This window comes from Streptomyces sp. NBC_00094, from assembly GCF_026343125.1.
Lineage (GTDB): Bacteria > Actinomycetota > Actinomycetes > Streptomycetales > Streptomycetaceae > Streptomyces.
The window spans coordinates 6,366,577-6,389,688 of the sequence record NZ_JAPEMB010000001.1; the positions used below are offsets into that span (position 1 = coordinate 6,366,577).

Genomic DNA, 23,112 nt, shown 5'->3' on the forward strand with positions numbered 1-23,112 from the left:
CTCCCGGGGGTCCCCGGGAGCGCTCAGTCGTCCAGCCGTGCGAGCAGTGCCACCGGCCGGTCCGCGAAGAGCTCCGCGAGCTTGAGTTCCGTCGCCGGTCCGCCCGTGAACTCCCGTACTCCGTCCAGGACATCGGCCCAGTGGCCGTCCGGCAGGACCAGCTCCGTGTCCTGCCAGCCGCCTGCCTCCGCGAGGCGCAGCGAGAGCCGGGTCACGGCCGTCACCACCGCGCCGGAGCGGGCGAAGGCCAGGCAGTGGGCCGCGGCTGGGCCGTCCGCCGCGAGCGGGGTGTACACGCTGCCGGGCCCGAAGGCCTCCGGGCGCTCCCGGCGCAGCCGCAGCGCCGCCCTGACCAGTGCCGTCCTGTCGTCCTCCGGGCCGGTCGCGAACGGGGCCCGGTTGTCCGGGTCGACGAGAGCCCGGTACTCCCGCTCCGTGTTCTGGTACAGCTCCGGCACCCCCGGCATCGTCAGCTGCGCGAGCGCCGCACCGAGCGCGTGGGCCCGGATGTGCGGTTCCAGGGCGAAGGCCGCCGCCGAGGCCGTCCTCAGCGGGATCCGGCCGGGCCCGGCCGCCGCGAACTCGGCCACCGCCCGCTCGTACGCCGGGTCCGGCTCGGTCCAGCTCGTCCGCAGCCCCGCCTCCCGTACGGACTTGAGGATCGCCGGCCCGAGCCGGTCCGCGTCCGGGACGCCGAAGCCGAAGGCCGTCTGCCAGGCCGTCCACGCCAGGTGCGGATCGGGTGCGGGCACCCCCGCGACCTCCGCCAGGAGCGCGGCCCACGTCTCCGGGCACTGGGCGAGCACCGCGATCGCGGCCCGGACGTCCGCGCTGCGCTTGGTGTCGTGGGTGGACAGCACGGTCCCGCCGGCCGGCCAGTCCCGGGCGATCCGGAGGCAGTACGCGTGGAACGCGTCGACCGACACCGCCGGGTGCCCCGCGTCCCCGCCCACCTCGTTCGCCGAGAGCAGCGGCGCGTACCGGTAGAAGGCCGTGTCCTCCACGGACTTGGCCCGCAGCGCCGAGGACGTCTGCGCGAACCTGGCCCGGAACGCCCGGTGTTCCGGGCCGTCACCGAGGGACCCGAGCGCCAACTCCCGTACGAGATCGACGGCCGTCGCCTCCTCCGGCACCGCGAACGCCGCCTTCGCGCCCCGCGCCGCCGCCGGGGTCAGGACCTCCTCGCCGCCCGTCCGGTAGGTCCGGTAGACCGGTACCCGGACGAGGAGTTCGCGGATCGCGGTGCGCAGCGCCCAGGGGGCGTGGTCCCGCAGCGCCGGGTCGGCCGCGCAGATCCGCTCCGCGACCCGCGTCAGCGCGGCCGTCTCGGCGGCCAGGTCGTGCGTCACCACCTCGTACGCCGCGCGCCGCGCGGTCGCCTCCCAGTCGCCGCCCCGGTCCGCGGCACTGTGGGTGAACTCCCGGTAGACACGGGCCAGTTCATCGACACCCACCGGATCGGTCAGCACTCCTTCGAGCTGCCGCAGCGCGTCGTACCCGGTGGTGCCCGCCACCGGCCAGGCGGCGGGCAGCGTCTCCGAACCCGTGAGGATCTTCTCCACCACCGTCCAGCAGCGCCCACCGGTCGCCGCCGCCAGGTCCTCCAGGTATCCCTGCGGGTCCGCGAGCCCGTCCGGGTGGTCGATGCGCAGCCCCTCGACGACCCCGTCCGCCACCAGCTCCACGATCTTCGCGTGGGTCGCCGCGAACACCTCGGGATCCTCGACCCGCACCCCGATGAGCTCCGAGATGGTGAAGAAGCGGCGGTAGTTGAGCTCGGTGCGGGCCAGCCGCCACCAGGCGAGCCGGTACCACTGGGCATCCAGCAGCTCGTCGAGCGGCAGCCCCTCCGTGCCCGCCCGCAGCGGGAACTCCTGCCCGTCGAGGTGCAGCGCCCCGCCCGAGACCCGCAACCGGTCCCGCACCTCCGGGAGCCGTGCGGGCAGCACCGGCAACAGCAGCCGGCCGTCCCCGGCCCGCCAGTCGACGTCGAACCAGCGGGCGTACGGCGAGTCCGGGCCCTCGCGGAGCACCGACCGCAGCGCGTGGTTGTGCCGGGGGGAGGCCGCCATGTGGTTGGGGACGAGGTCCACGACCAGGCCGAGGCCGTGTGCCCGCGCGGTCGCCGCGAGCGCCCGCAGCCCCTCCTCGCCGCCCAGCTCGGCCCGTACGGACCGGTGGTCGGTGACGTCGTAGCCGTGGGTCGAGCCGGGCACCGCCTCCAGGACGGGGGAGAGGTGCAGGTGCGAGACCCCGAGTCCGGCGAGGTACGGCACGGCCCGCTCGACGGCGGCGAAGGGAAAATCCGGCTGGAGCTGGAGACGGTAGGTGGCGGCGGGGAGCGCGGAAAGGGCCGGGAGGGAGGTCATGCGAACGTACGTACCCCGCACGAGGGCTTCTGTGTCATCGCCCCATGCGCTCGTTCGGGTGCATCGCGTTACGTTCGCGGGATGCTCCGGATGTATCGCGACACGTTCTCGCTGCTCGGCCCGGTCCTGCCGGCCGTCTCCTTCCTGGGCCGGCTGCCGACCGCCATGTGTCAGCTCGGCAGCCTGCTCCTCGTCGCCGAGACCAGCGGTTCGCTCGCCACGGCCGGCCTCGCCGGCGGAGCGCTCGCGGCGGGACAGACCGTCGCGGGACCGGTCATCGGCCGCCTCGCCGACCGGCACGGCCAGCGCGGAGTCGTCCTCGCCGCCTCCCTCGCCAACGCGGTCGCCGTCGCCGTCCTGGTCCTCGCCGCGCTCGCCCAGGCGGCCACCGGCTGGCTGATGCTGCTCGGCGCGCTCACCGGGGCCACCGTCCCCCAGGTCGGGCCGCTCGCCCGGACCCGCGCGGTCGCCCTCGCCCGCCGCTCCGGCGACTGCGACGAACGGCTCGTCGGCGCCGTGCTCTCCTTCGAGGGCACCCTCGACGAGGTGTCCTTCGTCCTCGGCCCGGCCCTCGTCGGCCTCGCCGCCGCCCTCGCCCACCCCGCCGCGGCGCTCCTCGCGGCCGCGCTGCTGCTCGTCGTCTGCGGCTCGGCCTTCGCCCTGCACCCCACGGCCAGGACCACCGCACCGGATCCGGACCCGGACCCGGTCACCCGTCCGGACGCGGCCGAGCGGGCGCGACTGCCCCGCTCCGCGTACGCGCTGCGCGGCACGATGGTCCTCCAGGGGGCGATGTTCGGCGCCTCGCAGGCCGGGATCACCGCGCTCACCGAGGCGCTCGGCGCGCCCGCGCAGGCGGGGCTCGTCTACGCCGCGATGGGCGTGATGAGCGCCGCCGTCGGCCTCTCGCTCGCCGCCGTGCCCGCCCGCATCGGGCTCACCACCCGCTGGCGCGCCGCCACCGCCGGGCTCGTCGTCCTCTCCGTACCGCTCCTCCTCGTCGACTCGCTCGGCGCGCTGTACGCGGTCGTCGTCGTCCTCGGCGCCGCCTACGCCCCGCACCTGATCACGGTCTTCGGGCTCACCGAGCGGACCGTGCCGGCCGCCCGGCTCGCCGAGTCCATGGCCTTCCTCACCAGCGGGATCGTCGGCGGTCAGGCCCTCGCCCTCGCCGCCTCCGGCCGGCTCGCGGAGGGCCACGGCGCGCCCGCCGCCTTCGCGGTGGCGGTGGGCGCGGCCGTGGCCTGCGCGCTGCTCTCCTGGACGGTACGGATGCCGGAGCCGCGCGCGGCGGGGAAGCCCGCCGTCAGACGGGCCGCCGCAGAACGGTCAGGCTGAGCGGTGCGAGCGTCACCCGCTCGCCGCCCGTGAGCTCCGGGCCCTCCTGTGGCGGCATCCCCTCGGGATCGGAGGTGTCCACCACCGTCCGCCAGTACCGGCCGTGGCTGTCCGGCACCACGAACTCCAGCTCCTTCGCCGAGGCGTTGAACATCAGCAGGAAGGAGTCGTCGGCGATCCGCTCGCCCTGTGTGCCCGGCTCCGAGATGGCGTTGCCGTTGAGGAAGACCGTCAACGCCTGGGCGTGCGCGGCCTGCCAGTCGCGGGACGTCATCTCCTCGCCCTCGGGGGTGAACCAGGCGATGTCGGTGAGCTCGTCGTGCGTGCCCTCCACCGGCCGTCCGTGGAAGAAGCGCCGCCGCCGGAACACCGGGTGCTCCCGCCGCAGCCGCACCATCGACCGGGTGAAGCGGAGCAGCGTGGCCTCCGCCTCGCTGTTCTCCTTCGGCCACCGCACCCAGGACACCTCGTTGTCCTGGCAGTACGCGTTGTTGTTGCCGCTCTGCGTCCGGCCGAACTCGTCGCCGTGGCTCAGCATCGGCACGCCCTGCGACAGCATCAGCGTGGCGAGGAAGTTGCGCATCTGGCGGGCGCGCAGCTCGGTGATCCCGACGTCCTCGGTCTCCCCCTCCTCGCCGCAGTTCCACGAGCGGTTGTAGCTCTCGCCGTCCCGGTTGCCCTCGCCGTTGGCCTCGTTGCGCTTCTCGTTGTACGAGACGAGGTCGCGGAGGGTGAAACCGTCGTGGCAGGTCACGAAGTTGACCGAGGCGAGCGGGCGCCGCCCGTCGTCCTGGTAGAGGTCGGAGGAGCCGGTCAGCCGGGAGGCGAACTCGGCGAGCGTGCGCGGCTCGCCCCGCCACAGGTCCCGTACGCAGTCCCGGTACTTGCCGTTCCACTCGGTCCACAGCGGCGGGAAGTTGCCCACCTGGTAGCCGCCCTCGCCCACGTCCCACGGCTCGGCGATCAGCTTCACCTGGCTGACCACCGGGTCCTGCTGCACGAGGTCGAAGAACGAGGAGAGCCGGTCCACCTCGTGGAACTGCCGGGCCAGGGTGGCCGCCAGGTCGAAGCGGAAACCGTCCACGTGCATCTCGGTCACCCAGTACCGCAGGCTGTCCATGATGAGCTGGAGCACGTGCGGGGAGCGCATGAGCAGCGAGTTCCCGGTGCCCGTCGTGTCCGTGTAGTACCGGGGGTCGTTCGAGAGCCGGTAGTACGAGGGGTTGTCCAGGCCCCGCATGGAGAGCGTCGGGCCCAGGTGGTTGCCCTCGGCGGTGTGGTTGTAGACCACGTCGAGGATGACCTCGATGCCCGCCTGGTGCAGCGCCCGTACCGCCGACTTGAACTCCAGGACCTGCTGGCCCCGGTCGCCCCAGGACGCGTAGGCGTTGTGCGGGGCGAAGAATCCGATCGTGTTGTAGCCCCAGTAGTTCGAGAGTCCCGCGTCCACGAGCCGGTGGTCGTTCACGAACTGGTGAACGGGCATCAGCTCCAGCGCCGTGACGCCGAGTTCCTTCAGATGGCCGATCACCGCCGGGTGCGCCAGCCCCGCGTACGTACCGCGCAGCTCCTCCGGGAGGTCCGGATGGAGCATCGTCAGGCCCTTCACATGGGCCTCGTAGATCACGGTGTGGTGGTACTCGGTGCGCGGCCGCCGGTCGTCGCCCCAGTCGAAGTACGGATTGACCACGACGGACGTCATGGTGTCCGGGGCGGAGTCCAGGTCGTTGCGGGCGTCCGGCCGCCCGAACGGGTATCCGTACACCGCCTCGCTCCAGCGGACCTGCCCCGACACGGCTCGCGCGTAGGGGTCGAGGAGCAGTTTGGCGGCGTTGCAGCGCAGCCCGCGCTCGGGGGCGTACGGGCCGTGGACCCGGAACCCGTACCGCTGACCGGGCATCACCCCCGGGAGGTAGGCGTGCCGGACGAAGGCGTCCGTCTCGCGCAGCTCCACCGCCGTCTCCGAGCCGTCGTCGTGGAGCAGGCACAGCTCGATCCTGTGGGCGGCCTCCGAGAAGACCGCGAAGTTGGTTCCCGCTCCGTCATAGGTGGCGCCCAAGGGGTACGCCTGTCCCGGCCAGACTTGCATGGATACGACTCTTCCTCTTCTGTCCGGGTTTAGGAGGTGTTCTTCGGCCAGATCCTGCCCGAAAGAGGGGCAACCTCCTAGGACTTCGCCCCGTCCTACCGGGTGACCGCAGAACAAGAGGGGGAAAGAGGGGGAAGTGTGTACGAAATAGCGCGTCGCCACCTGGGGAAGGTGGTGGCCGGAGCGGCCATGGCGGTGACGGGAACCGCCGTCGCGGTCGCGATCAGTCTGCCGGGGGTCTCGGCAGCGGGGGAAGGTGCGCCCAGGCCTGTGGGTGGCACCACGCTCGACGGTGCGAACGGTGCGACCGGTGTGGGCGGAGGAAGCGGGGGTGCGGACGCCGTCGGCGCGGCGGAGTCCGGCCTCGGGGCGCAGGGGCAGGCCGCGGCGCCGCCGCCGGCGACCGTGGCCCCGGCGGCCGCCGAGGGGAAGAAGGGCGTGGGCACCGACCCGCTCACCGACGACGAGCTCGCACGGGCCGAGACGCTGGCGCTGACCCCGTCCGGCGCCGCCGCCCGGCAGAACGTCGAGGGAGGACGCGGCCCGCAGCACCTGGGCACCGTGCTCGCCGACCCGCTGCCGGGGGACGCCGCACGCCGCGCCGAGGTCCGCTTCTACGACTACGCGCGGGACGAGCTCGTCACCCGGACGGTCAACCTCGGCACGGGGAAGGTCGAGCGGTCCGCGGCGCAGCGCGGGGTCCAGCCCTCCGCCCACCCCGAGGAGCTGCGGGAGGCCCTTGAGCTGATCCTCGCCAGCCCCCTCGGCAAGGGCGTCAAGGAGGACTACAAGGACGCCACGGGCAAGCAGCTCACCTCCGCCGACCAGCTGTGGTTCAACGGCGACGTCTACCGCCCCTACCGCGAGGCGAACGTGCCCGGGCAGCTCGCCGAATGCGGCGGGCACCGGTGCGTCCGGCTGGTCACCAAGGTCCTCAACGGGGCCTGGATCGACACCCGGAACCTCATCGTCGACCTCTCCGCGAGGACCGTCACACGCGTCGGCTGACCACCGCCGCAGACGGTTCTCCCGTTCCACGACATCTCCGTACGAGGGAGTACGTTCCCATGTCCACCCAGCGAACCACGCGTACCCGCAGGAGGGGCGCCGTCCTGACCGCGGCCGTCCTGCTCGGCACGGCCACGGCCGCCGCGGGACCCGCGACCGCCGTGCCCCGCCCGCCGTCCCCGCCCCTGCCGACGGCCGCACCGCGCCCGCCGGTCCAGCCCGTCTGCTCGGCCGCGTACCGCATCACGCAGAAGCTCGAAGGCGGCGCCGTCTGGAACATGTGCTGGCGCTACAACACCGACGCCGGGCTCACGCTCGACCGCGTCACCTACCAGCCGCCCGGCGCCGCGCCCATCAAGGTCCTCACCAGCGCCCGGCTCGCCCAGATCCACGTGCCGTACGACGACGGCGTCGCCGAGTACGACGACCTCACCGGCGCCGGCTTCGGCTGGGGCCTGCAGAACCTCAAGCCCGCCGAGTGCCCCGGCGGCACCATCTCCACCATCAAGGTGCCCGAGGTCGGCCAGGTCAAGGGCCTGTGCACCACGACCAGGGCACGCGGCCACGCGTACCGCATGGCCAGCGACGGCGGCGACAAGGTCTACCAGGTGCAGGGCAAGGACCTGCTCGTCTACACCGTGAACAAGGTCGGCTGGTACGAGTACATCTCCGAGTGGCGCTTCTCCGCCGACGGCACCATCGGCGCCAACGTCGGTGCCACCGGCAGCCTTTCGCCCGTCGACTACAACGCCACCGACGGCCGTGGCTGGCCCATCGGCAAGGGCGCCCGCGCCTACGCCACCAGTCACGCACACAACGTCTTCTGGAAGCTCGACTTCGGCCTCGACGGTTCCACCAAGGACCGCATCGAGCAGTTCGACTCGACGGTCACCCCGCCCGCCGCGGGTGGCGGCGGTCCGACCGTGAAGACGAAGCGCACCGTCGTCACCAAGGAGCTCGCCGGCGACGCCAGGAACATGCGGTGGTGGCGGGTGGTCAGCGGCACCGGCAAGAACGCCGACGGCCACGCCCGCTCGTACGAGATCGTGCCCGGCCACACCACCACCCACGCCGGCCGCGGCTTCACCAAGCACGACGTGTACTTCACCCAGGCGCGGGCCTGCGAGCAGTACGCGAGCAACAACATCGGGAACTGCGGGACCAACGCCGGTGACAGCGTGGACAAATGGGTCAACGGGGAGACTCTGACCAAACCGTCCGTGTGGGTCAACATCGGGTTCCATCACATCGCCCGGGACGAGGACCAGCAGCCGATGCCGGTCCACTGGCAGGGCTTCCAGCTCGCGCCCAGGGACGTAACCGCTATGAATCCGCTCACTCCATCCGATCTCGCCTCGCAGAACGGACAGCCCGATCTGGGGAGTTGAGCAAGGAGCCTGACGATCCTGCTGCACCGCCTCCCGCTCGCGGAGTACCCTTCCTTGATCGTTGTCGGAGTGGTCGAAACGGGCTTCCAGGAGCAGAAGGCGGTGCGCGGGTGAGCTCGGGAGGTCTGGAGCTGCCCCCAGGGGACGCGGGTCACGAGGGGGGCCCGGCCGAGCCCGCCGAGGTGCAGCCCGGAGCGGTCCCGCCCGGCGCGGCCGTGCCGCCCGGGACGGTCTCCGTCGCCAGGCCGGTGGAGATCGGGGCGGAGCTCGACTGGGGCGCCGAGGCCTGGGGCGAGGTGCGCACCCGTGCCCAGCGCGCAGGGCGCGCCTACATCTGGCTCAACCTCGTCGAGCAGCGACTGCGGGCGGTGGTCGCGGCCGTCCTCCGGCCCGTGTACGAGCCCGTGCACGGCGAGGAGTGGGTCGTGGCCGCGGCCGGCCCCGCAGGGCAGGAGTGGGTGCAGCGGGCCGTCGCCGTCCGCGAGGTCTCGCGGCGCAAGGGCTATCTGCTCGACCCGGCCGACGACAACGTCCTGAGCTTCCTCACGCTCCCGCAGCTGCGCGAGCTGATGGTGCAGCACTGGCCCTGCTTCGAGCCCTACTTCGACGACCGGCGCGAGGTCGAGCTCGCCCTCGACGAGCTGGAGGTCACGCGCAACGTCGTCTCCCGCAACCGGGCGCTCTCGCTGACCGTGCTCGCCCAGTCCGAGCGGGCCTCGGCGCGCCTCCTGGAGATCCTCGGCAGCGGGGCCGGGGTGCCGTCCGCCGACCGACTGCCCGTCGACGCGGTCGAGGACCTCGTCGGCGACCGGTACGCGGACGTGGTCTCCGTCCACTCCGACCGGGTGCGGCTCCAGCGGCAGCTTCCCGCCGAGGACCTCTTCGGCGGCGCCCGCCGGCTCGACGCCACCGGCATAGGTCTCAATCTGCTCGTGCAGAACTTCTCCGGCCGCCGCATGGTCCGGCTCGCGGAGTCCGGCTGCCGGACGCGACTGCTCTTCCTCAACCCGGCGAGCAGCGCCGTCAAGCGGCGCGAGCGGGAACTCGGCCTGAGGAAGGGCGAGCTCAGCCGCTCGGTCGAGATGAACATCCTGCACATGCGCCGGGTGCGCTCCAAGCTCCGCGATCCGGGCGCCTTCCAGATCCACGTCTTCGACGAGACCCCCCGCTTCACCGCGTACCTGGTGGACGGCGACGGCCCGGACGGGGTGGGCGTCGTGCAGTCCTATCTGCGCAAGGCCCGGGGCATGGAGGCCCCGGTGCTCGTCCTGCGAGGCGGCGGCCGGAGCGTGGTGCGCCACGGTCAGCCGAGCGGGGACGGCGAACACGGACTTTTCGAGACATATCGGGAGGAGTTCGAGTCCGTGTGGCTCGACTCCCGTCCCGTCTCCTGACCGCCGCCCGAGGGCGTTGTCAGTGGCGCGTGCGAGGGTGGTCACCACCACGGGGGAGATCACGTAAGGAGGACCCGATGGCTTGGCACGGCGACACGCTGGTCGGCTTCGACCTGGAGACGACCGGCACCGATCCGCTGGAGGCCCGGATCGTCACGGCCTCGATCATCGAGGTCGACGGCGGGGGACACGTCACACGACGGCGGGACTGGCTCGCCGACCCGGGCATCCGCATCCCGGAACAGGCCTCCGCGATCCACGGCATCAGCACCGAGCGCGCGGCGGCCGAGGGCCGGCCGGTGCGCGAGGTGGCCGACGAGATCGCGAGGACGCTCGCCGCGTACTGGGAGGACGGCGTCCCGATCGTGGCGTACAACGCCTCCTTCGACCTCACGCTCCTCTCCGCCGAGCTGCGTCGCCACGGACTGCCCTCGCTGAGCGAGCGGCTCGGCGGCGTCGAGATCGGCCCGGTCGTCGACCCGTACACCATCGACCGCGCCGTCGACCGCTACCGGCGCGGCAAGCGGACCCTGGAAGCGGTCTGCGGGGAGTACGGCGTCGTCCTCGAAGCCGCCCACCAGGCCGCCGCCGACGCGCTCGCCGCCGTCCGGGTCGCCGTCGCGATAGCCGAGCGGCACCGTCAGGTGGCCGAGCTGGACCCGGCCCAGCTCCACGAGCGCCAGATCGGCTGGTACCGCGTCTGGGCCGAGGACTTCCAGGCCTTCCTGCGCCGCAAGGGCGACGCGGAAGCGGTCGTCGAATCCACCTGGCCGCTGCGGCCGGCGGTATTCGCCCAGGCCTAGGGCCTGTCCGGCGGATCATGGCCGAGGCCCGCGAGGCCTAGCCGTTGTCCTTGAGGAAGGCGAGCAGGAGTTCGTTCACCTTCTCCGGACAATCGAGCGGGAACCAGTGGCCCGCGTCCGCCACGCGCTCGTAGCGCCAGCGACCGGTGACGTACTCGCCGGTGTCCACCATCTGCCGCTCGGTGAGGAAGCGGTCGCCGGTGGACCAGACGCCCATGACCGGGACGGAGAGCGGGGGGAGCGCCGGCAGCGGGGTCAGCTGGGCCTCGATCGGCAGTCCCGACCGGTAGATGTTCAGAGCGGCGGTCAGCGCGCCCGGAGCACGCAGCGGCTCCAGGACCGTCTCCGCCTCGGGGTGGTCGGAGAGCATGTCGCGCAGATGCGCGAAGTCCTCCCGGGAGAGCCACTCCTCGGCGAGGCCCTCGTGCTGGAACATCGTCAGGTGCCAGAGGCGCTGCCGCTGCTCCCAGCCGGCGTCGAGGATCGCCGCGATGCTGCCCACCGACATGAGCGTCAGGCTCGTCACGCGGTCGGGCACGGTCTGCGCGATCCCCTGCACCACGCCCGAGCCCCAGTCGTGGCCGACCGCGTGGAACCGGTCGACATCGAGCCGGCCCAGCAGCTCCAGCAGGTCTCCCACGTGCTTGACCGGGTGACAGGCCTCCGCGCCACCCCCGGGCCGGTCCGACGCGCCGAAGCCCCGCAGGGTCGGGACGACACACCGGTACCCGGCCGCGGTCAGGGCCGGGACCTGGTGGCGCCAGAGCTCGTGGCTGTCGGGGAAGCCGTGCACCAGCAGCACCGCCGGTCCCTCGCCGCTCACCTCGACGTCCAGCGTGACGTCCGACAGCTCCACCCGCATCACAACACCCCGTTCCCGACGCCCGGTTCGACGGGGGCCATGATGTCAGAACGGATACCAGCGGACCTCGGGATCGCCGTCCCGCAGCGAGGCCACCCGGCGCTCGAACTCGGCCAGCGCCTTCGGGTTCGTCGGCGCGTGCTGCGCCACCCACGCGCAGCTCGCGGTCTCCCGCGCGCCCCGCAGCACGGCGCATCCTTCCCACTCCCGGACGTCCCAGCCGTACGCCTCGGTGAAGGCGTCATGGGCGGCGGGGTCGAGGCCGTAGCGGTCCCGGGAGAGCGCGAGCACCACGAGGTCGTGCTCGCGCAGGTCGGAGGAGAAGGTCTCCAGGTCCATCAGGACCGGGCCGTCCGGGCCGACGAGGACGTTCCGGGGGAGCGCGTCGCCGTGGATCGGGCCCGGCGTCAGGTGCGGGGTGAGCGCGGCGGCCGCCGGGGCGAAGGCGTCGCGCCGCTCCCGGAGGAAGGCCGCGTCCGCCGGGTCGATCGCGTCGCCCGCGAGCCGCAGCCACCGCTCGACCCCGCCGAGCAGCTCACGCCGGGGGAGCGTGAAGCCCTCCGGCGCCGGCAGCGCGTGCACGGCCTTCAGCAGCGGGGCCAGATCGCGGGGCTCCGCGGGCCGGACCGGGTCGGGCAGCCGGTGCCAGAAGGTGACCGGGTGCCCCTCGACGAGCCGCGGCTTCTCCTCGGCGGCCCGGGGGGCCGGAACCCCCGCCTCCGCGAGCCAGGAGGCCAGCGCCAGCTCCCGCTCGGCGCGCCCGAACACTTCGGCGTCCCTGCCGACCTTCACCACCAGGTCGCCCACGGCGAAGACCGCGTTCTCCCCGAGAGCCAGCAGCCTCGCCTCCGCGACCGGCAGCCCCGCCGCGGCCAGGATGTCCCGCGCCCGCGCCTCGTCCATCGACCTCTCCCTACCTCTGCGTCTGCGCCAAAGTCTCGCATCCGGGCAGGTCGCCCCGGTGCAGACGGCTGGTGGGGGCGGGCGACCGGGTGCTCGTCCGCTATCAACGCAAATGATGAATTCGTCATTACGAAACCTTGTTGAATAAGTCACAGATGGGTGAAGGGTCTTCTCCCGGATCGCTCCCATCGGAGAGTGTTCGAACCGGCCACCGTGCCGCCCCCCACGCGGCGCGGTGGCCGACCTAAGGTGAACGCATGGCGAAGACATACGCGCTCCTCCTCCGCGGCATCAACGTGAGCGGCCACCGCAAGGTCCCCATGGCGGAGCTCCGTCCTCTCGTCGAAGGTCTCGGCCACCGGGACGTCCGCACGTACCTGCAGAGCGGGAACGCCGTCTTCACCACCGACTCGACCGCCACCGAGGACGAGCTCGGCACCGAGCTCGAGGACGCGATCGAGGGCCGTTTCGGCTTCCGCGTCGACTGCCTCGTCCGCGACGCCGACTACCTCGCGGCCGTCGCCGAGGCCTGCCCGTTCCCGGCCGCCGAGCTGGAGGGCAAGCAGCTGCACGCCATCTACTACTCCGGCCCCGCGGACCCCGAGCGCTTCGCCGCGATCGACCGGGAGGCGTACCTCCCCGAGGAGTTCGCCCTCGGCGACCGCGTGCTCTACCTGTACGTCCCCGAGGGCCTCGGCCGCTCGAAGCTGGGCGACGTCGTCTCCCGCCCCGCCGTGGTCAAGGGTCTCGTGGCCACGGCCCGGAACTGGAACACCGTGGTCAAGCTCGTGGAGATGACGAGGGCGGCGAGCGAGGAGTGACGGCCGAAGTGGCCCAGTACACCGGCTCGTGAGTGGCCCACAGCGGCGGGCCACTCGCTGGCTAGATTCGACCGTATGACGAGCACCGAGACCGACACCGCGACCGTGATCGACACCGCGACCGGCACGGACACCGCGACCGGCACGGACACCGAGACCGAACTCCGCACCACCGTCGACTTCTGGTTCGACCCCGCCTGCCCCTTCGCGTGGATCACCTCCCGCTGGATCCTGGAGGTCGAACGCCACCGGCCCGTCGACCTCCGCTTCAAGGTCATGAGCCTGTACTTCCACAACGAGGGCAACACCCTGCCCGACTGGTACCGCGAGCTCGTCGACGCCTCGATCGGCCCGGTGCGCGTGGCGGCGGCCGCCGCCGAGGAGCACGGCGAGGAGATCCTGCGCCCGCTCTACACCGCGTACGGGACCCGTATCCACGAGCGGAAGCAGAAGGACTTCGACGCGGTCGTCGCCGAGTCCCTCGCCGAACTCGGCCTCCCCGCCGAACTGGCCGCGGCCGCCCACGACCCGGCGTACGACGAGGCCGTCCGACGCAGCCACGACGCGGGCAAGGACCCCGAGGCCGGGGCGTACGTCGGGACGCCGACGCTCCACGTCGACGGAACGGCCTGGTTCGGCCCGGTGCTGCGCGCGGTCCCGCGCGGCGAGAAGGCGGCCGAACTCTTCGACAGCTTCCGCGTCCTGGCGGCCCACCCCGACCTCTTCGAACTGAAGAGGACCCGCACGGGCGGTCTCGACTTCAGCTAGGGCCTGTCCGGCGGGCTAGCCCGCGGCCACGGCAAGGCGCTCCGGGGCGCGCACCGCGCCGTCGTACCGCTCCACCAGCAGCGCGGCCAGTTCGGGGGAGGGGCCGAGGACGTCCGCCAGGACGTCCGCCTCGGACGCGCCGGCGGCGATGCGGTCCGGGAGCCTGCCCGGGGCGATCACGTACGGGGCGACGGCCACCCGCCGCACGCCGGGATCGGTACGGAGGGCCCGGACGGCGTCCTCCGTACGGGGAAGGGATGCGGAGGCGAACGCGGGCCGCACGGAGCACCAACCGGTGCGCCGCAGCTCCCGCGCCGTTTCTGCGATCACCGCGATCGCCTCCGGGTCTGTGGAGCCCGCCGAGGCCAGGACGACCCCGGTCGCGCTCTTGTCGCCGGGCGTGAGCCCGGCCTCGTACAGCCGCCGTTCCACCGCCGCGATCAGCAGCGGCGAGGGTCCGAGGACCTCCGCCTGCCGGATCCGCAGTGACGGCGGGGCCTGCCGCAGGACGGCGGGGATGTCGGCCTTCGCGTGGAAGGCCCGGGTCAGCAGCAGCGGCAGCGCCACCACGTCCCGTACTCCGTCGGCGGCGAGCCGGTCGAGCACCCCCGTCACCGAGGGCAGGTTGAAGTCCAGGAACGCCGTCTCCACGCGCAGCCCCGGCCGCAGCGCACCGGCCCGGCGCACGAGCGCCTGGACGGTCGCCGCGTGCCGCGGGTCGCGGCTGCCGTGGGCGATGACGAGGAGGACGGGGCGGTTCACGGTCGGACTCAGCCCTTCGTGAGCAGGCCGCGGCGGCGCAGCACCGTGCGCTCCAGCGGGCTGAAGATCAGCAGGTCGATGGCGATGCCGACGACCAGGATCAGGATGATCGCCAGGAAGATGCCCGCCATGTCGATGTTGTTGCGGCCGTTCTCCAGGAGCTGGCCGAGGCCGAGCCCCAGGTCGGGAGAGGACGCGATGATCTCCGCGGCCATCAGCGAACGCCACGAGAACGCCCAGCCCTGCTTGAGGCCGGCCAGGTAGCCGGGAAGCGCGGCAGGCATCACGATGTGCCAGGCGCCCTTGAGCCCGGTCGCGCCGAGCGTCTTGCCCGCCCGCAGGAAGAGCGGGGGGACCTGGTCGACGCCGGCGACGAGGCCGTTGGCGATCGACGGGACGGCGCCGAGCAGGATCACCGCGAACATCATGCTGTCGTTCAGGCCGAGCCAGAGCACGGCCGGAGCCACCCAGGCGACCGAGGGCAGCGACTGGAGCCCCGAGAGGATCGGGCCGATCGCCGCGCGCACGAACTTCACGCGGGAGACCAGCAGACCCAGCGGGGTGCCGATGGCGACCGCCATGAGGAAGCCGAGCAGGGCCCGGGAGACGCTGGTCCACAGGACGTCGAGGAGCGTGCCCTCCAGCCACATCGTGGTCAGGCTGTCCCACACCGCGGACGGTGCGGGGAGCTTGTACTCGTCGGTGACCTTCGCCCAGACCAGCACCTGCCACACGACCAGGATCAGTGCGACGGCGAGGAGCGGCGGGAGCGCCTTCTTGAGCAGCACCTCACGGACCGGGGTCCGCCGGATCTGCACGCTGTCCAGGGCGTCCAGACCGGCTTCCAGACCGGCGAGGTCGTCGGCCTTCGGTGTCTTGGGCGTCCTCGGAGTGGCTTCAGTGCTGGCCATGACGGCGGATCTCCCCACGCAGGTGCTCGGTGATCTCGAGGGACAGCTCCGCGACGTCGGAGTCCTCGATGCGGCGCGGCTGAGGGATGTCGATCGTCCACTCGTGGGCGATCCGGCCCGGCCGGGACGAGAGGAGCACGACGCGCTCGGCCAGCCGCACGGCCTCGCGCACGTTGTGGGTGACGAAGAGCACCGACACCTTCGTCTCCCGCCAGATCCGGGTCAGCTCGTCGTGCAGCACGTCCCGGGTGATGGCGTCGAGCGCGGCGAACGGCTCGTCCATCAGGAGCAGGTCGCTGTCCTGGGCGAGCGCGCGGGCCAGCGCGACGCGCTGGCGCATGCCGCCGGACAGTTCGTGGACCCGCTTGCCGTACGAGCCGCCGAGCCGGACGAGGTCGAGCAGCCGCTCGGCCTCCTCACGACGCTCGGCCTTGGCGACCCCGCGCAGCCGCAGGGCCAGTTCGATGTTCTTGCCCGCGGTGAGCCACGGGAAGAGGGCGTGCTCCTGGAACATCAGGGCCGGCCGGCCGCCGGGGGTCTCGATGGACCCCGCGGACGGCCGGTCGAGCCCGGCGACCAGGTTGAGCAGCGTGGACTTGCCGCAGCCCGAGGCTCCCAGGAGGGTGACGAACTCGCCGGGGGCGACATCGAGCGAGATGTCGTCGAGGACGAGCTGCCCGCCGGCGGGTCCGCCGAAGGACTTGGAGACATGCTCGATACGGGCGGCATGGGTCACCGCCGCACGGTCCTCGGCCTTGGCGAGCGTCGCGGTCGTGGCCATGGTCGTCACCTCCTGGGAATGCTGAACTCGGGCTGCTGCACGGGTGTCTGGCGTCGGCTGCTCGGGGGTTACTTCACGCCGAGACCGGCGTCGGAGACCTCGGGCTGCCCCGTGGCCTTCAGGACCTTGTTGAGCGGCTTCAGGTCGTAGATGCCGGACAGCTCCGGCTTCTCCAGGAGACCGGCCTTCACCGCGTGGTCGGCCTGGGCCTGCAGCGTGGCCGCCAGCGGGTCGTTGGTGAACTGGATGGACGGCCACGCGGCGTCGATGACCTTCGCGCCCAGCGCCTTGCCCGAGAGGTCCTTCAGCTTGGCGTTGGCCGAGGCCTTCGCCTTGTCCGGGTTGGCGTTGATCCACTCGTTGGTCTTCACCGCGCCCCGCAGGAAGGCCTCGACGACGTCGGGGTGAGCCGTCAGGAACTTCTGCGACACGATGATGTTCGTGATGACGAACTTCTTGTCCGGCCACAGGTCGGACTCGTCGAGGAGGACCTTCGCCCCGTCACTGACCAGCTTCGACGCGGTCGGCTCCGGCACCCAGGCACCGTCGATGGCGCCGGAGGCGTAGGCGTTCGGGGTGACCTTGTTGTCCGTGCGGACCACGGAGACGTCGCCCTTGCCGCTCTGGGCGTCGACCTTCCAGCCCTTCTCGGAGATCCAGTTGAGGAAGGCCACGTCCTGCGTGTTGCCGAGCTGCGGCGTGGCGATCTTCTTGCCCTTGAGGTCGTCCAGGGTCTTGATCTTCGCCGGGTTCACCACGAGCTTCACGCCACCGGAGGCGGCGCCGCCGATGATGCGCAGGTTGGAACCCTTGGTCTTGACATAGCCGTTGATGGACGGCGAGGGGCCGATGAAGCCGATGTCGATCGAGTCCGCGTTCAGCGCCTCGATCTCGGACGGGCCCGCGTTGAAGGTGGTGGGCACGAGCTTCGTGCCGCCCAACTCCTTCTGGAGGATGCCCTCCTGGTCACCGACGAGCGCGGTGGCGTGCGTGAGATTGGGGAAGTACCCGAGCCGTACGGTGTCGGCGGAGAGCTTCTCGCCCTCGGCGGCCACCTTCTTCTCGTCGTTCTTGGCGTCGGAGCCGTAGCCGCAGGAGGCGAGAGCGCCGATCAGCAGCGGCAGGGCGGCAGCGGCGGCGAGGCCGCGGCGCAGGGTGGTACGGGTGGTGGCAGGCACGGGAAGTGTTCCCCTCGATTCAACTTCTGCGAAGTCTGCGTTTATGTCGTTCGGGGTGGAGCGGGTGGAGCCGTGTCGCACCGCTCACACGGTGCATCGAGGTCAGCACGCACATCGCGCCACACCTCCCCGGCCCGCGCCGAGGGCGCCGGAGCCCACCCGGCCGCCCTCCTTCGCGAAGGTGGCGTAGATGTTCTGGTACATCAGAAGTCCCACCCTTCCTCGTCCTCTACGACGGCGACGGCCTTGGTCGTGGCGAAGGATTCGCCCGCCATGCCGGCCGCGAGTGTGGTGCCGTCCGCCGGGTCGATCAACAGGAACGATCCGGTTCGGCGGGAGTCCGCGTACGCGTCGAGCGCGAGCGGTTCGGCGGTGCGTACGACGACGCGGCCGATGTCGTTGGCGACCAGCTGCCCGGGGTTGGGGTGCTGGGAGAGGTCGTCCAGGGTCAGCCGCGAGGGGATCTCCTTGACGATGGCCTTGACCGTGCGGGTGGTGTGCTTGAGCAGCACCCGCTGGCCGACGGCGAGCGGCTGGTCGGCCACGTGGCAGACCGTCGCCTCGACGTCCTGGCTGGTCGTGGGAGCGTCACCGACGGGGGCGAGCAGGTCGCCGCGCGAGATGTCGATGTCGTCGGCGAGCCGGATCGTGACCGACTGCGGGGCCCAGGCGATGTCCACGGACTCGCCGAGCGCGTCGATCCCGGTGATCGTGGAGGTCCGCCCCGACGGCAGGACGGTGATCTCCTCGCCGACGCGGAACGCGCCGGCCGCGATCTGGCCCGCGTAACCCCGGTAGTCGGGGTGCTCGGCGGTCTGCGGCCGGATCACGTACTGCACGGGGAAACGGGCGTGGCAGGCGGTCAGGTCGTGGCTGACCGGGACGGTCTCCAGGTGCTCCAGGACCGTCGGGCCGCCGTACCAGTCCATGTTCGCGGACGGCTCCACGACGTTGTCGCCGGCGAGTGCGGAGATCGGGATCGCGGTGATCTCCGGGACGCCGAGCTCGGAGGCGTACGTCGTGAACTCCTCGGCGATCGCGGCGAAGACGGGCTCGGCGTACTCGACGAGGTCCATCTTGTTCACGGCCAGGACCACGTGCGGGACACGCAGCAGCGCGGCGACGGCCGCGTGCCGGCGGGTCTGCTCGACGACACCGTTACGGGCGTCGACCAGGACCACGGCCAGCTCGGCGGTGGAGGCGCCGGTGACCATGTTCCGGGTGTACTGCACGTGCCCGGGGGTGTCGGCGAGGATGAACCGGCGCCGCGCGGTGGCGAAGTAGCGGTAGGCCACGTCGATCGTGATGCCCTGCTCACGCTCGGCCCGCAGACCGTCGGTGAGGAGCGCCAGGTCGGGTGCCTCCTGGCCGCGCTTGAGGGACGCGGCCTCGACGGCCTCCAGCTGGTCGGTGAGGACCGACTTGGAGTCGTGCAGCAGACGGCCCACCAGCGTGGACTTGCCGTCGTCGACGGATCCGGCGGTGGCGAAACGCAGCAGGGTGGTCGCGGAGACGTCGGCGAACTCGGCGAACTGCTCGGTGGACGTGCTCATTAGAAGTACCCTTCGCGCTTGCGGTCTTCCATCGCGGCCTCGGACATCTTGTCGTCGGCGCGGGTCGCGCCCCGCTCGGTGAGGCGGGAGGCGGCGATCTCGGCGATGACGGCGTCGAGCGTGGTCGCGTCGGAGTCGACCGCGCCGGTGCAGGACATGTCACCGACGGTGCGGTAGCGGATGAGCCGCTTCTCGACCGTCTCGGTGTCCTTCGGGCCGCCCCACTCGCCTGCCGTCAGCCACATGCCGTTACGGGCGAACACCTCACGCTCGTGGGCGAAGTAGATCTCCGGCAGCTCGATGCCCTCACGGGCGATGTACTGCCAGACGTCCAGCTCGGTCCAGTTGGACAGCGGGAAGACCCGCACGTGCTCGCCGGGCGCGTGGCGGCCGTTGTAGAGCTGCCACAGCTCCGGGCGCTGACGGCGCGGGTCCCACTGCGAGAACTCGTCACGCAGGGAGAACACCCGCTCCTTGGCGCGGGCCTTCTCCTCGTCACGGCGGCCGCCGCCGAACACCGCGTCGAAACGGTGCTGCTGGATCGCCTCGGTCAGCGGCACGGTCTGCAGCGGGTTGCGCGTGCCGTCCGGACGCTCGCGCAGCTTGCCCGCGTCGATGTAGTCCTGCACCGAGGCCACGTGCAGCCGCAGCCCGTGCCGGGCCACCGCGCGGTCGCGGTAGTCGAGGACCTCGGGGAAGTTGTGCCCCGTGTCCACGTGGAGCAGCGTGAAGGGCACCGGCGCCGGGGCGAAGGCCTTCAGCGCCAGGTGCAGCATGACGATCGAGTCCTTGCCACCGGAGAAGAGGATCACCGGCCGCTCGAACTCACCCGCCACCTCGCGGAAGATGTGGACGGCCTCCGACTCCAGGGAGTCGAGGTGCGACAGCGCGAACGGGCTGTCGGTCGCCTCATGGACGTTGACGACGGTGGTCACAGCAGACCCCTCTCGGTGAGCAGCGCGTGGAGCTGCGCCGCGGACTCCTGCACGGTCTGGTTCTGGGACTCGATCCGCAGATCGGGCGTCTCGGGGGCCTCGTAGGGGTCGTCGACGCCGGTCAGGCCGCTGATCTCGCCCGCGGCCTGCTTGGCGTAGAGGCCCTTCACGTCACGGACCGAGCAGACCTCCACCGGGGTCGCCACGTGCACCTCGACGAAGGCGGTGCCCTCGGCGTGGTGACGCTTGCGGACCGCCTCGCGGCTGTCGGCGTACGGGGCGATGACCGGGACCAGGACCTGGACGCCGTGCGAGGCGAGCAGCTCGGCGACGAAGCCGATGCGCTGCACGTTGGTGTGGCGGTCCTCGCGGGTGAAGCCGAGGCCCGCGGAGAGGAACTCGCGGATCTCGTCGCCGTCGAGGATCTCGACACGGTGGCCCTCCTCGCGGAGGCGGCCGGCCAGCTCGTACGCGATGGTGGTCTTTCCGGCGCTCGGCAGGCCGGTGAGCCAGATGGTGGCACCGGTCACGTGGTTCTCCTGGGAGGTGTGGGAGGTCTGAGGGGTGGTGGTCATCAGCCGTGCAGCCCGCATTCGGTCTTGTTGCGGCCCGCCCAGCGGCCGGCGCGGGCGTCCTCGCCCTCCAGGACGCGGCGGGTGCAGGGGGCGCAGCCGACGGAGGCGTAACCGTCCATCAGGAGCGGGTTGGTGAGGACACCGTGCTCCATGACGTACGCGTCGACGTCGTCCTGCGTCCAGCGGGCGATGGGGGAGACCTTGACCTTCTGCCGCTTCTCGTCCCAGCCGACGACCGGGGTGTTCGCCCGGGTCGGGGACTCGTCGCGGCGCAGGCCGGTGGCCCATGCGCCGTACGCGGCCAGTCCGTCCTCCAGCGGCTTGACCTTGCGCAGCGCGCAGCACAGGTCGGGGTCGCGGTCGTGCAGCTTCGGGCCGTACTCGGCGTCCTGCTCGGCCACGGTCTGACGCGGGGTCAGGGTGATGACGTTGACGTCCATGACGGCGTCCACGGCGTCCCGGGTGCCGATGGTCTCCTCGAAGTGGTAGCCCGTGTCGAGGAAGACGACGTCCACACCGGGGCGGACCCGCGAGGCGAGGTGCGCGACGACCGCGTCCTCCATGGAGGAGGTGACGCAGAAGCGCGCACCGAAGGTGTCGACCGCCCACCGGAGGATCTCCAGCGGGGAGGCGTCCTCCAGGTCGCGGCCGGCCTGCTCGGCGAGTGCCTTGAGGTCGGCCGCGGTGGCGTCCTGTCCGATCTGGGTGACCGTCATATCGTTTCCCTCCCAGGGGTGTTGCCCGAAGTGCCCGGGGCGAGCAGCCCCAGGAACTTCAACTGGAAGGCTCGGCTGCACGCGGCGCATTCCCAGGCGCCGTGACCCTGCTCGTTGGGACGCAGGTCCTCGTCCCCGCAGTAGGGGCAGTGGAACGGTGCGGCACGCTCGCTCACGACAGGGACTCCTCGGAGGCGCGGGCCGTCCAGGTCGCGAAGCGCTCGCCGGTCTCGCGCTCCGCCTGGAAGCGCTTGAGGACCCGCTCCACGTAGTCCGGGAGCTCGGCCGCGGTGACCTTGAGGCCGCGGACCTTGCGGCCGAAGCCGGCCTCCAGGCCGAGCGCACCACCCAGGTGCACCTGGTAGCCCTCGACGCGGTTGCCCTCGTCGTCCAGGACCAGCTGGCCCTTGAGACCGATGTCCGCGACCTGGATACGGGCGCAGGCGTTCGGGCAGCCGTTGATGTTGATCGTCAGCGGCTCGTCGAAGTCCGGGACCCGGCGCTCCAGCTCGTCGATGAGCGAGGAGCCGCGGCCCTTCGTCTCGACGATCGCGAGCTTGCAGAACTCGATGCCGGTGCAGGCCATCGTGCCGCGCCGGAAGGGCGAGGGGGTGACCCGCAGGTCCATGGCCTCCAGGGCGGAGACGATCCCCTCGACCTGCGCCTCCTCGATGTCGAGGACGAGCATCTTCTGCTCGGCGGTGGTGCGGACGCGGCCCGAGCCGTGGGCCTCGGCGATCTCGGCGATCTTCGTCAGCGTGGCGCCGTCGACCCGGCCGACGCGCGGCGCGAAACCGACGTAGAACCGGCCGTCGTTCTGGCGGTGGACACCGACGTGATCGCGCCACTGACCGGCGGGCTGCTCGGGGGCGGGCCCGTCCGCCAGCTTGCGCTGCAGGTACTCGTCCTCCAGGACCTGGCGGAACTTCTCCGGGCCCCAGTCGGCGACGAGGAACTTCAGCCGGGCGCGGTTGCGCAGCCGGCGGTAGCCGTAGTCGCGGAAGATCGAGATGACGCCCTCGTAGACGTCCGGGACCTCGTCGAGGGAGACCCAGGTGCCGAGGCGGACGCCGAGCTTCGGGTTGGTGGACAGACCGCCGCCGACCCACACGTCGAAGCCGGGGCCGTGCTCCGGGTGGCGCACGCCGACGAACGCGATGTCGTTGATCTCGTGCGCCACGTCGAGCAGCGGCGAGCCGGAGATGGCCGACTTGAACTTGCGGGGCAGGTTGGAGAAGTCCTTGTTGCCGACGATCCGCCGGTAGATCTCGTCGATGGCGGGCGTGCCGTCGATGATCTCGTCCTCGGCGATTCCGGCCACGGGCGAGCCGAGCACGACACGCGGGGTGTCGCCGCAGGCCTCGGTGGTCGACAGGCCGACCGCCTCCAGGCGGTTCCAGATCTCGGGGACGTCCTCGATGCGGATCCAGTGGTACTGGACGTTCTGCCGGTCCGTGATGTCGGCGGTGCCGCGGGCGAACTCCTCGGAGATCTCGCCGATCACCCGGAGCTGGGCCGTGGTCAGCCGGCCGCCGTCGATGCGGACCCGGAGCATGAAGTACTCGTCGTCCAGCTCCTCCGGCTCCAGGACACCCGTCTTGGTGCCGTCCAGACCCTGCTTGCGCTGGGTGTAGAGGCCCCACCAGCGCATGCGTCCGCGCAGGTCGTTGGGGTCGATGGAGTCGAAACCGCGCTTCGAATAGACCGTCTCAATACGTGTCCGTACATTGAGACCGTCGTCGTCCTTCTTGAACTGCTCATTGCCGTTCAGCGGGGTGAAGTGCCCCACGGCCCACTGACCCTCGCCACGGTGGCGCCCGGCCTTGCGGCGGGCGGCGGCGGGTGTGGGGTTTTCCGGGGTGGCGGCCATGGCGTCTTGTCCTTCGGGACTGCGAGAGGGCGGCTCTGACCTGCACACTCGCGCTGAGGTCAGAGGGTGGCGCGTCAGTGCGCAGCAG

The 23,112-nt window shown here is 71.8% G+C and carries 21 protein-coding genes; 7 read left to right on the top strand and 14 right to left on the bottom strand.

What is annotated here, in order from left to right; genetic code table 11:
• Positions 1–23 precede the first annotated feature (23 nt).
• On the bottom strand, positions 24–2,369 hold the full coding sequence (gene treY, locus OG580_RS28255; RefSeq protein ID WP_267046462.1) for a malto-oligosyltrehalose synthase: 2,346 nt from the start codon (positions 2,367–2,369) through the stop codon (positions 24–26).
• Between the two features lie 90 nt (positions 2,370–2,459).
• Here treY and OG580_RS28260 point away from each other — a divergent pair, with 90 nt between their 5' ends.
• Positions 2,460–3,707 carry an MFS transporter gene (locus tag OG580_RS28260; protein WP_267048156.1) on the top strand — a complete coding sequence of 416 codons (1,248 nt, stop codon included), beginning with the start codon at positions 2,460–2,462 and terminating at the stop codon, positions 3,705–3,707.
• Here the strand turns inward: OG580_RS28260 and glgX are convergent.
• On the bottom strand, positions 3,676–5,796 hold the full coding sequence (glgX, locus tag OG580_RS28265; RefSeq protein ID WP_267046463.1) for a glycogen debranching protein GlgX: 2,121 nt from the start codon (positions 5,794–5,796) through the stop codon (positions 3,676–3,678). The two genes, OG580_RS28260 and glgX, sit on opposite strands and share 32 nt — an antisense overlap.
• 189 nt (positions 5,797–5,985) lie before the next feature.
• On the opposite strand from glgX, the gene OG580_RS28270 reads away from it, so the two are divergent.
• The 4 genes from OG580_RS28270 (at position 5,986) to OG580_RS28285 (ending at position 10,389) form a co-directional block, all read left to right on the top strand.
• Positions 5,986–6,804 (top strand): Tat pathway signal sequence domain protein, encoded by an 819-nt coding sequence (locus OG580_RS28270; RefSeq protein ID WP_267048157.1) that lies wholly within the window; start codon positions 5,986–5,988, stop codon positions 6,802–6,804.
• Between the two features lie 59 nt (positions 6,805–6,863).
• Positions 6,864–8,192, top strand: a complete 1,329-nt coding sequence (locus OG580_RS28275) for a copper amine oxidase (protein WP_267046464.1) — start codon at positions 6,864–6,866, stop codon at positions 8,190–8,192.
• A gap of 110 nt (positions 8,193–8,302) precedes the next feature.
• Complete coding sequence (locus OG580_RS28280) at positions 8,303–9,586, top strand: SAV2148 family HEPN domain-containing protein (RefSeq protein ID WP_267046465.1); 1,284 nt, start codon at positions 8,303–8,305, stop codon at positions 9,584–9,586.
• Positions 9,587–9,663: 77 nt separating this feature from the next.
• The gene (locus tag OG580_RS28285; RefSeq protein WP_267046466.1) at positions 9,664–10,389 is read left to right on the top strand and encodes a 3'-5' exonuclease; all 726 of its coding nucleotides are present in this window, start codon (positions 9,664–9,666) and stop codon (positions 10,387–10,389) included.
• Between the two features lie 37 nt (positions 10,390–10,426).
• Here OG580_RS28285 and OG580_RS28290 read toward each other — a convergent pair whose 3' ends face one another.
• Positions 10,427–11,251, bottom strand: a complete 825-nt coding sequence (locus tag OG580_RS28290) for an alpha/beta fold hydrolase (protein ID WP_267046467.1) — start codon at positions 11,249–11,251, stop codon at positions 10,427–10,429.
• Between the two features lie 45 nt (positions 11,252–11,296).
• Entirely contained in the window at positions 11,297–12,154 is an 858-nt protein-coding gene (locus tag OG580_RS28295) for a phosphotransferase enzyme family protein (protein WP_267046468.1), read from the bottom strand.
• Between the two features lie 257 nt (positions 12,155–12,411).
• Between OG580_RS28295 and OG580_RS28300 the strand changes: the two genes are divergently transcribed.
• Complete coding sequence (locus OG580_RS28300) at positions 12,412–12,975, top strand: DUF1697 domain-containing protein (protein WP_267046469.1); 564 nt, start codon at positions 12,412–12,414, stop codon at positions 12,973–12,975.
• A 75-nt stretch (positions 12,976–13,050) separates the two neighbouring features.
• Positions 13,051–13,743 (top strand): DsbA family protein, encoded by a 693-nt coding sequence (locus tag OG580_RS28305; protein WP_267046470.1) that lies wholly within the window; start codon positions 13,051–13,053, stop codon positions 13,741–13,743.
• Positions 13,744–13,758: 15 nt separating this feature from the next.
• On the opposite strand, the gene OG580_RS28310 is transcribed toward OG580_RS28305, so the two are convergent.
• The 10 genes from OG580_RS28310 to OG580_RS28355 all read right to left on the bottom strand — a co-directional run bounded on the left by OG580_RS28310 (position 13,759) and on the right by OG580_RS28355 (position 23,024).
• Entirely contained in the window at positions 13,759–14,505 is a 747-nt protein-coding gene (locus tag OG580_RS28310) for a sirohydrochlorin chelatase (protein WP_267046471.1), read from the bottom strand.
• 8 nt (positions 14,506–14,513) lie between these two features.
• Positions 14,514–15,416, bottom strand: coding sequence for an ABC transporter permease (locus OG580_RS28315; protein ID WP_267046472.1), 903 nt, complete (start codon positions 15,414–15,416; stop codon positions 14,514–14,516).
• A complete protein-coding gene (locus tag OG580_RS28320; protein ID WP_267046473.1) occupies positions 15,403–16,197 on the bottom strand; it encodes an ABC transporter ATP-binding protein in 795 nt (264 codons plus the stop codon). The genes OG580_RS28315 and OG580_RS28320 overlap by 14 nt, the downstream gene beginning before the upstream one ends.
• A 68-nt stretch (positions 16,198–16,265) precedes the next feature.
• Complete coding sequence (locus OG580_RS28325) at positions 16,266–17,375, bottom strand: aliphatic sulfonate ABC transporter substrate-binding protein (RefSeq protein ID WP_267046474.1); 1,110 nt, start codon at positions 17,373–17,375, stop codon at positions 16,266–16,268.
• A 203-nt stretch (positions 17,376–17,578) separates the two neighbouring features.
• Positions 17,579–18,928: a sulfate adenylyltransferase subunit 1 gene (locus OG580_RS28330; RefSeq protein ID WP_267046475.1), complete on the bottom strand. Its 1,350-nt coding sequence runs from the start codon at positions 18,926–18,928 to the stop codon at positions 17,579–17,581.
• Positions 18,928–19,863: a sulfate adenylyltransferase subunit CysD gene (gene cysD / locus OG580_RS28335; protein ID WP_267046476.1), complete on the bottom strand. Its 936-nt coding sequence runs from the start codon at positions 19,861–19,863 to the stop codon at positions 18,928–18,930. The genes OG580_RS28330 and cysD overlap by 1 nt, the downstream gene beginning before the upstream one ends.
• Entirely contained in the window at positions 19,860–20,438 is a 579-nt protein-coding gene (gene cysC, locus OG580_RS28340; RefSeq protein ID WP_267046477.1) for an adenylyl-sulfate kinase, read from the bottom strand. Before cysC ends, cysD begins: the two co-directional genes overlap by 4 nt.
• Positions 20,438–21,154: a phosphoadenylyl-sulfate reductase gene (locus OG580_RS28345; RefSeq protein ID WP_267046478.1), complete on the bottom strand. Its 717-nt coding sequence runs from the start codon at positions 21,152–21,154 to the stop codon at positions 20,438–20,440. Before OG580_RS28345 ends, cysC begins: the two co-directional genes overlap by 1 nt.
• Positions 21,151–21,330: a hypothetical protein gene (locus OG580_RS28350; protein WP_189505042.1), complete on the bottom strand. Its 180-nt coding sequence runs from the start codon at positions 21,328–21,330 to the stop codon at positions 21,151–21,153. Before OG580_RS28350 ends, OG580_RS28345 begins: the two co-directional genes overlap by 4 nt.
• A complete protein-coding gene (locus OG580_RS28355) occupies positions 21,327–23,024 on the bottom strand; it encodes a nitrite/sulfite reductase (protein ID WP_267046479.1) in 1,698 nt (565 codons plus the stop codon). The genes OG580_RS28350 and OG580_RS28355 overlap by 4 nt, the downstream gene beginning before the upstream one ends.
• Positions 23,025–23,112: the final 88 nt, after the last annotated feature.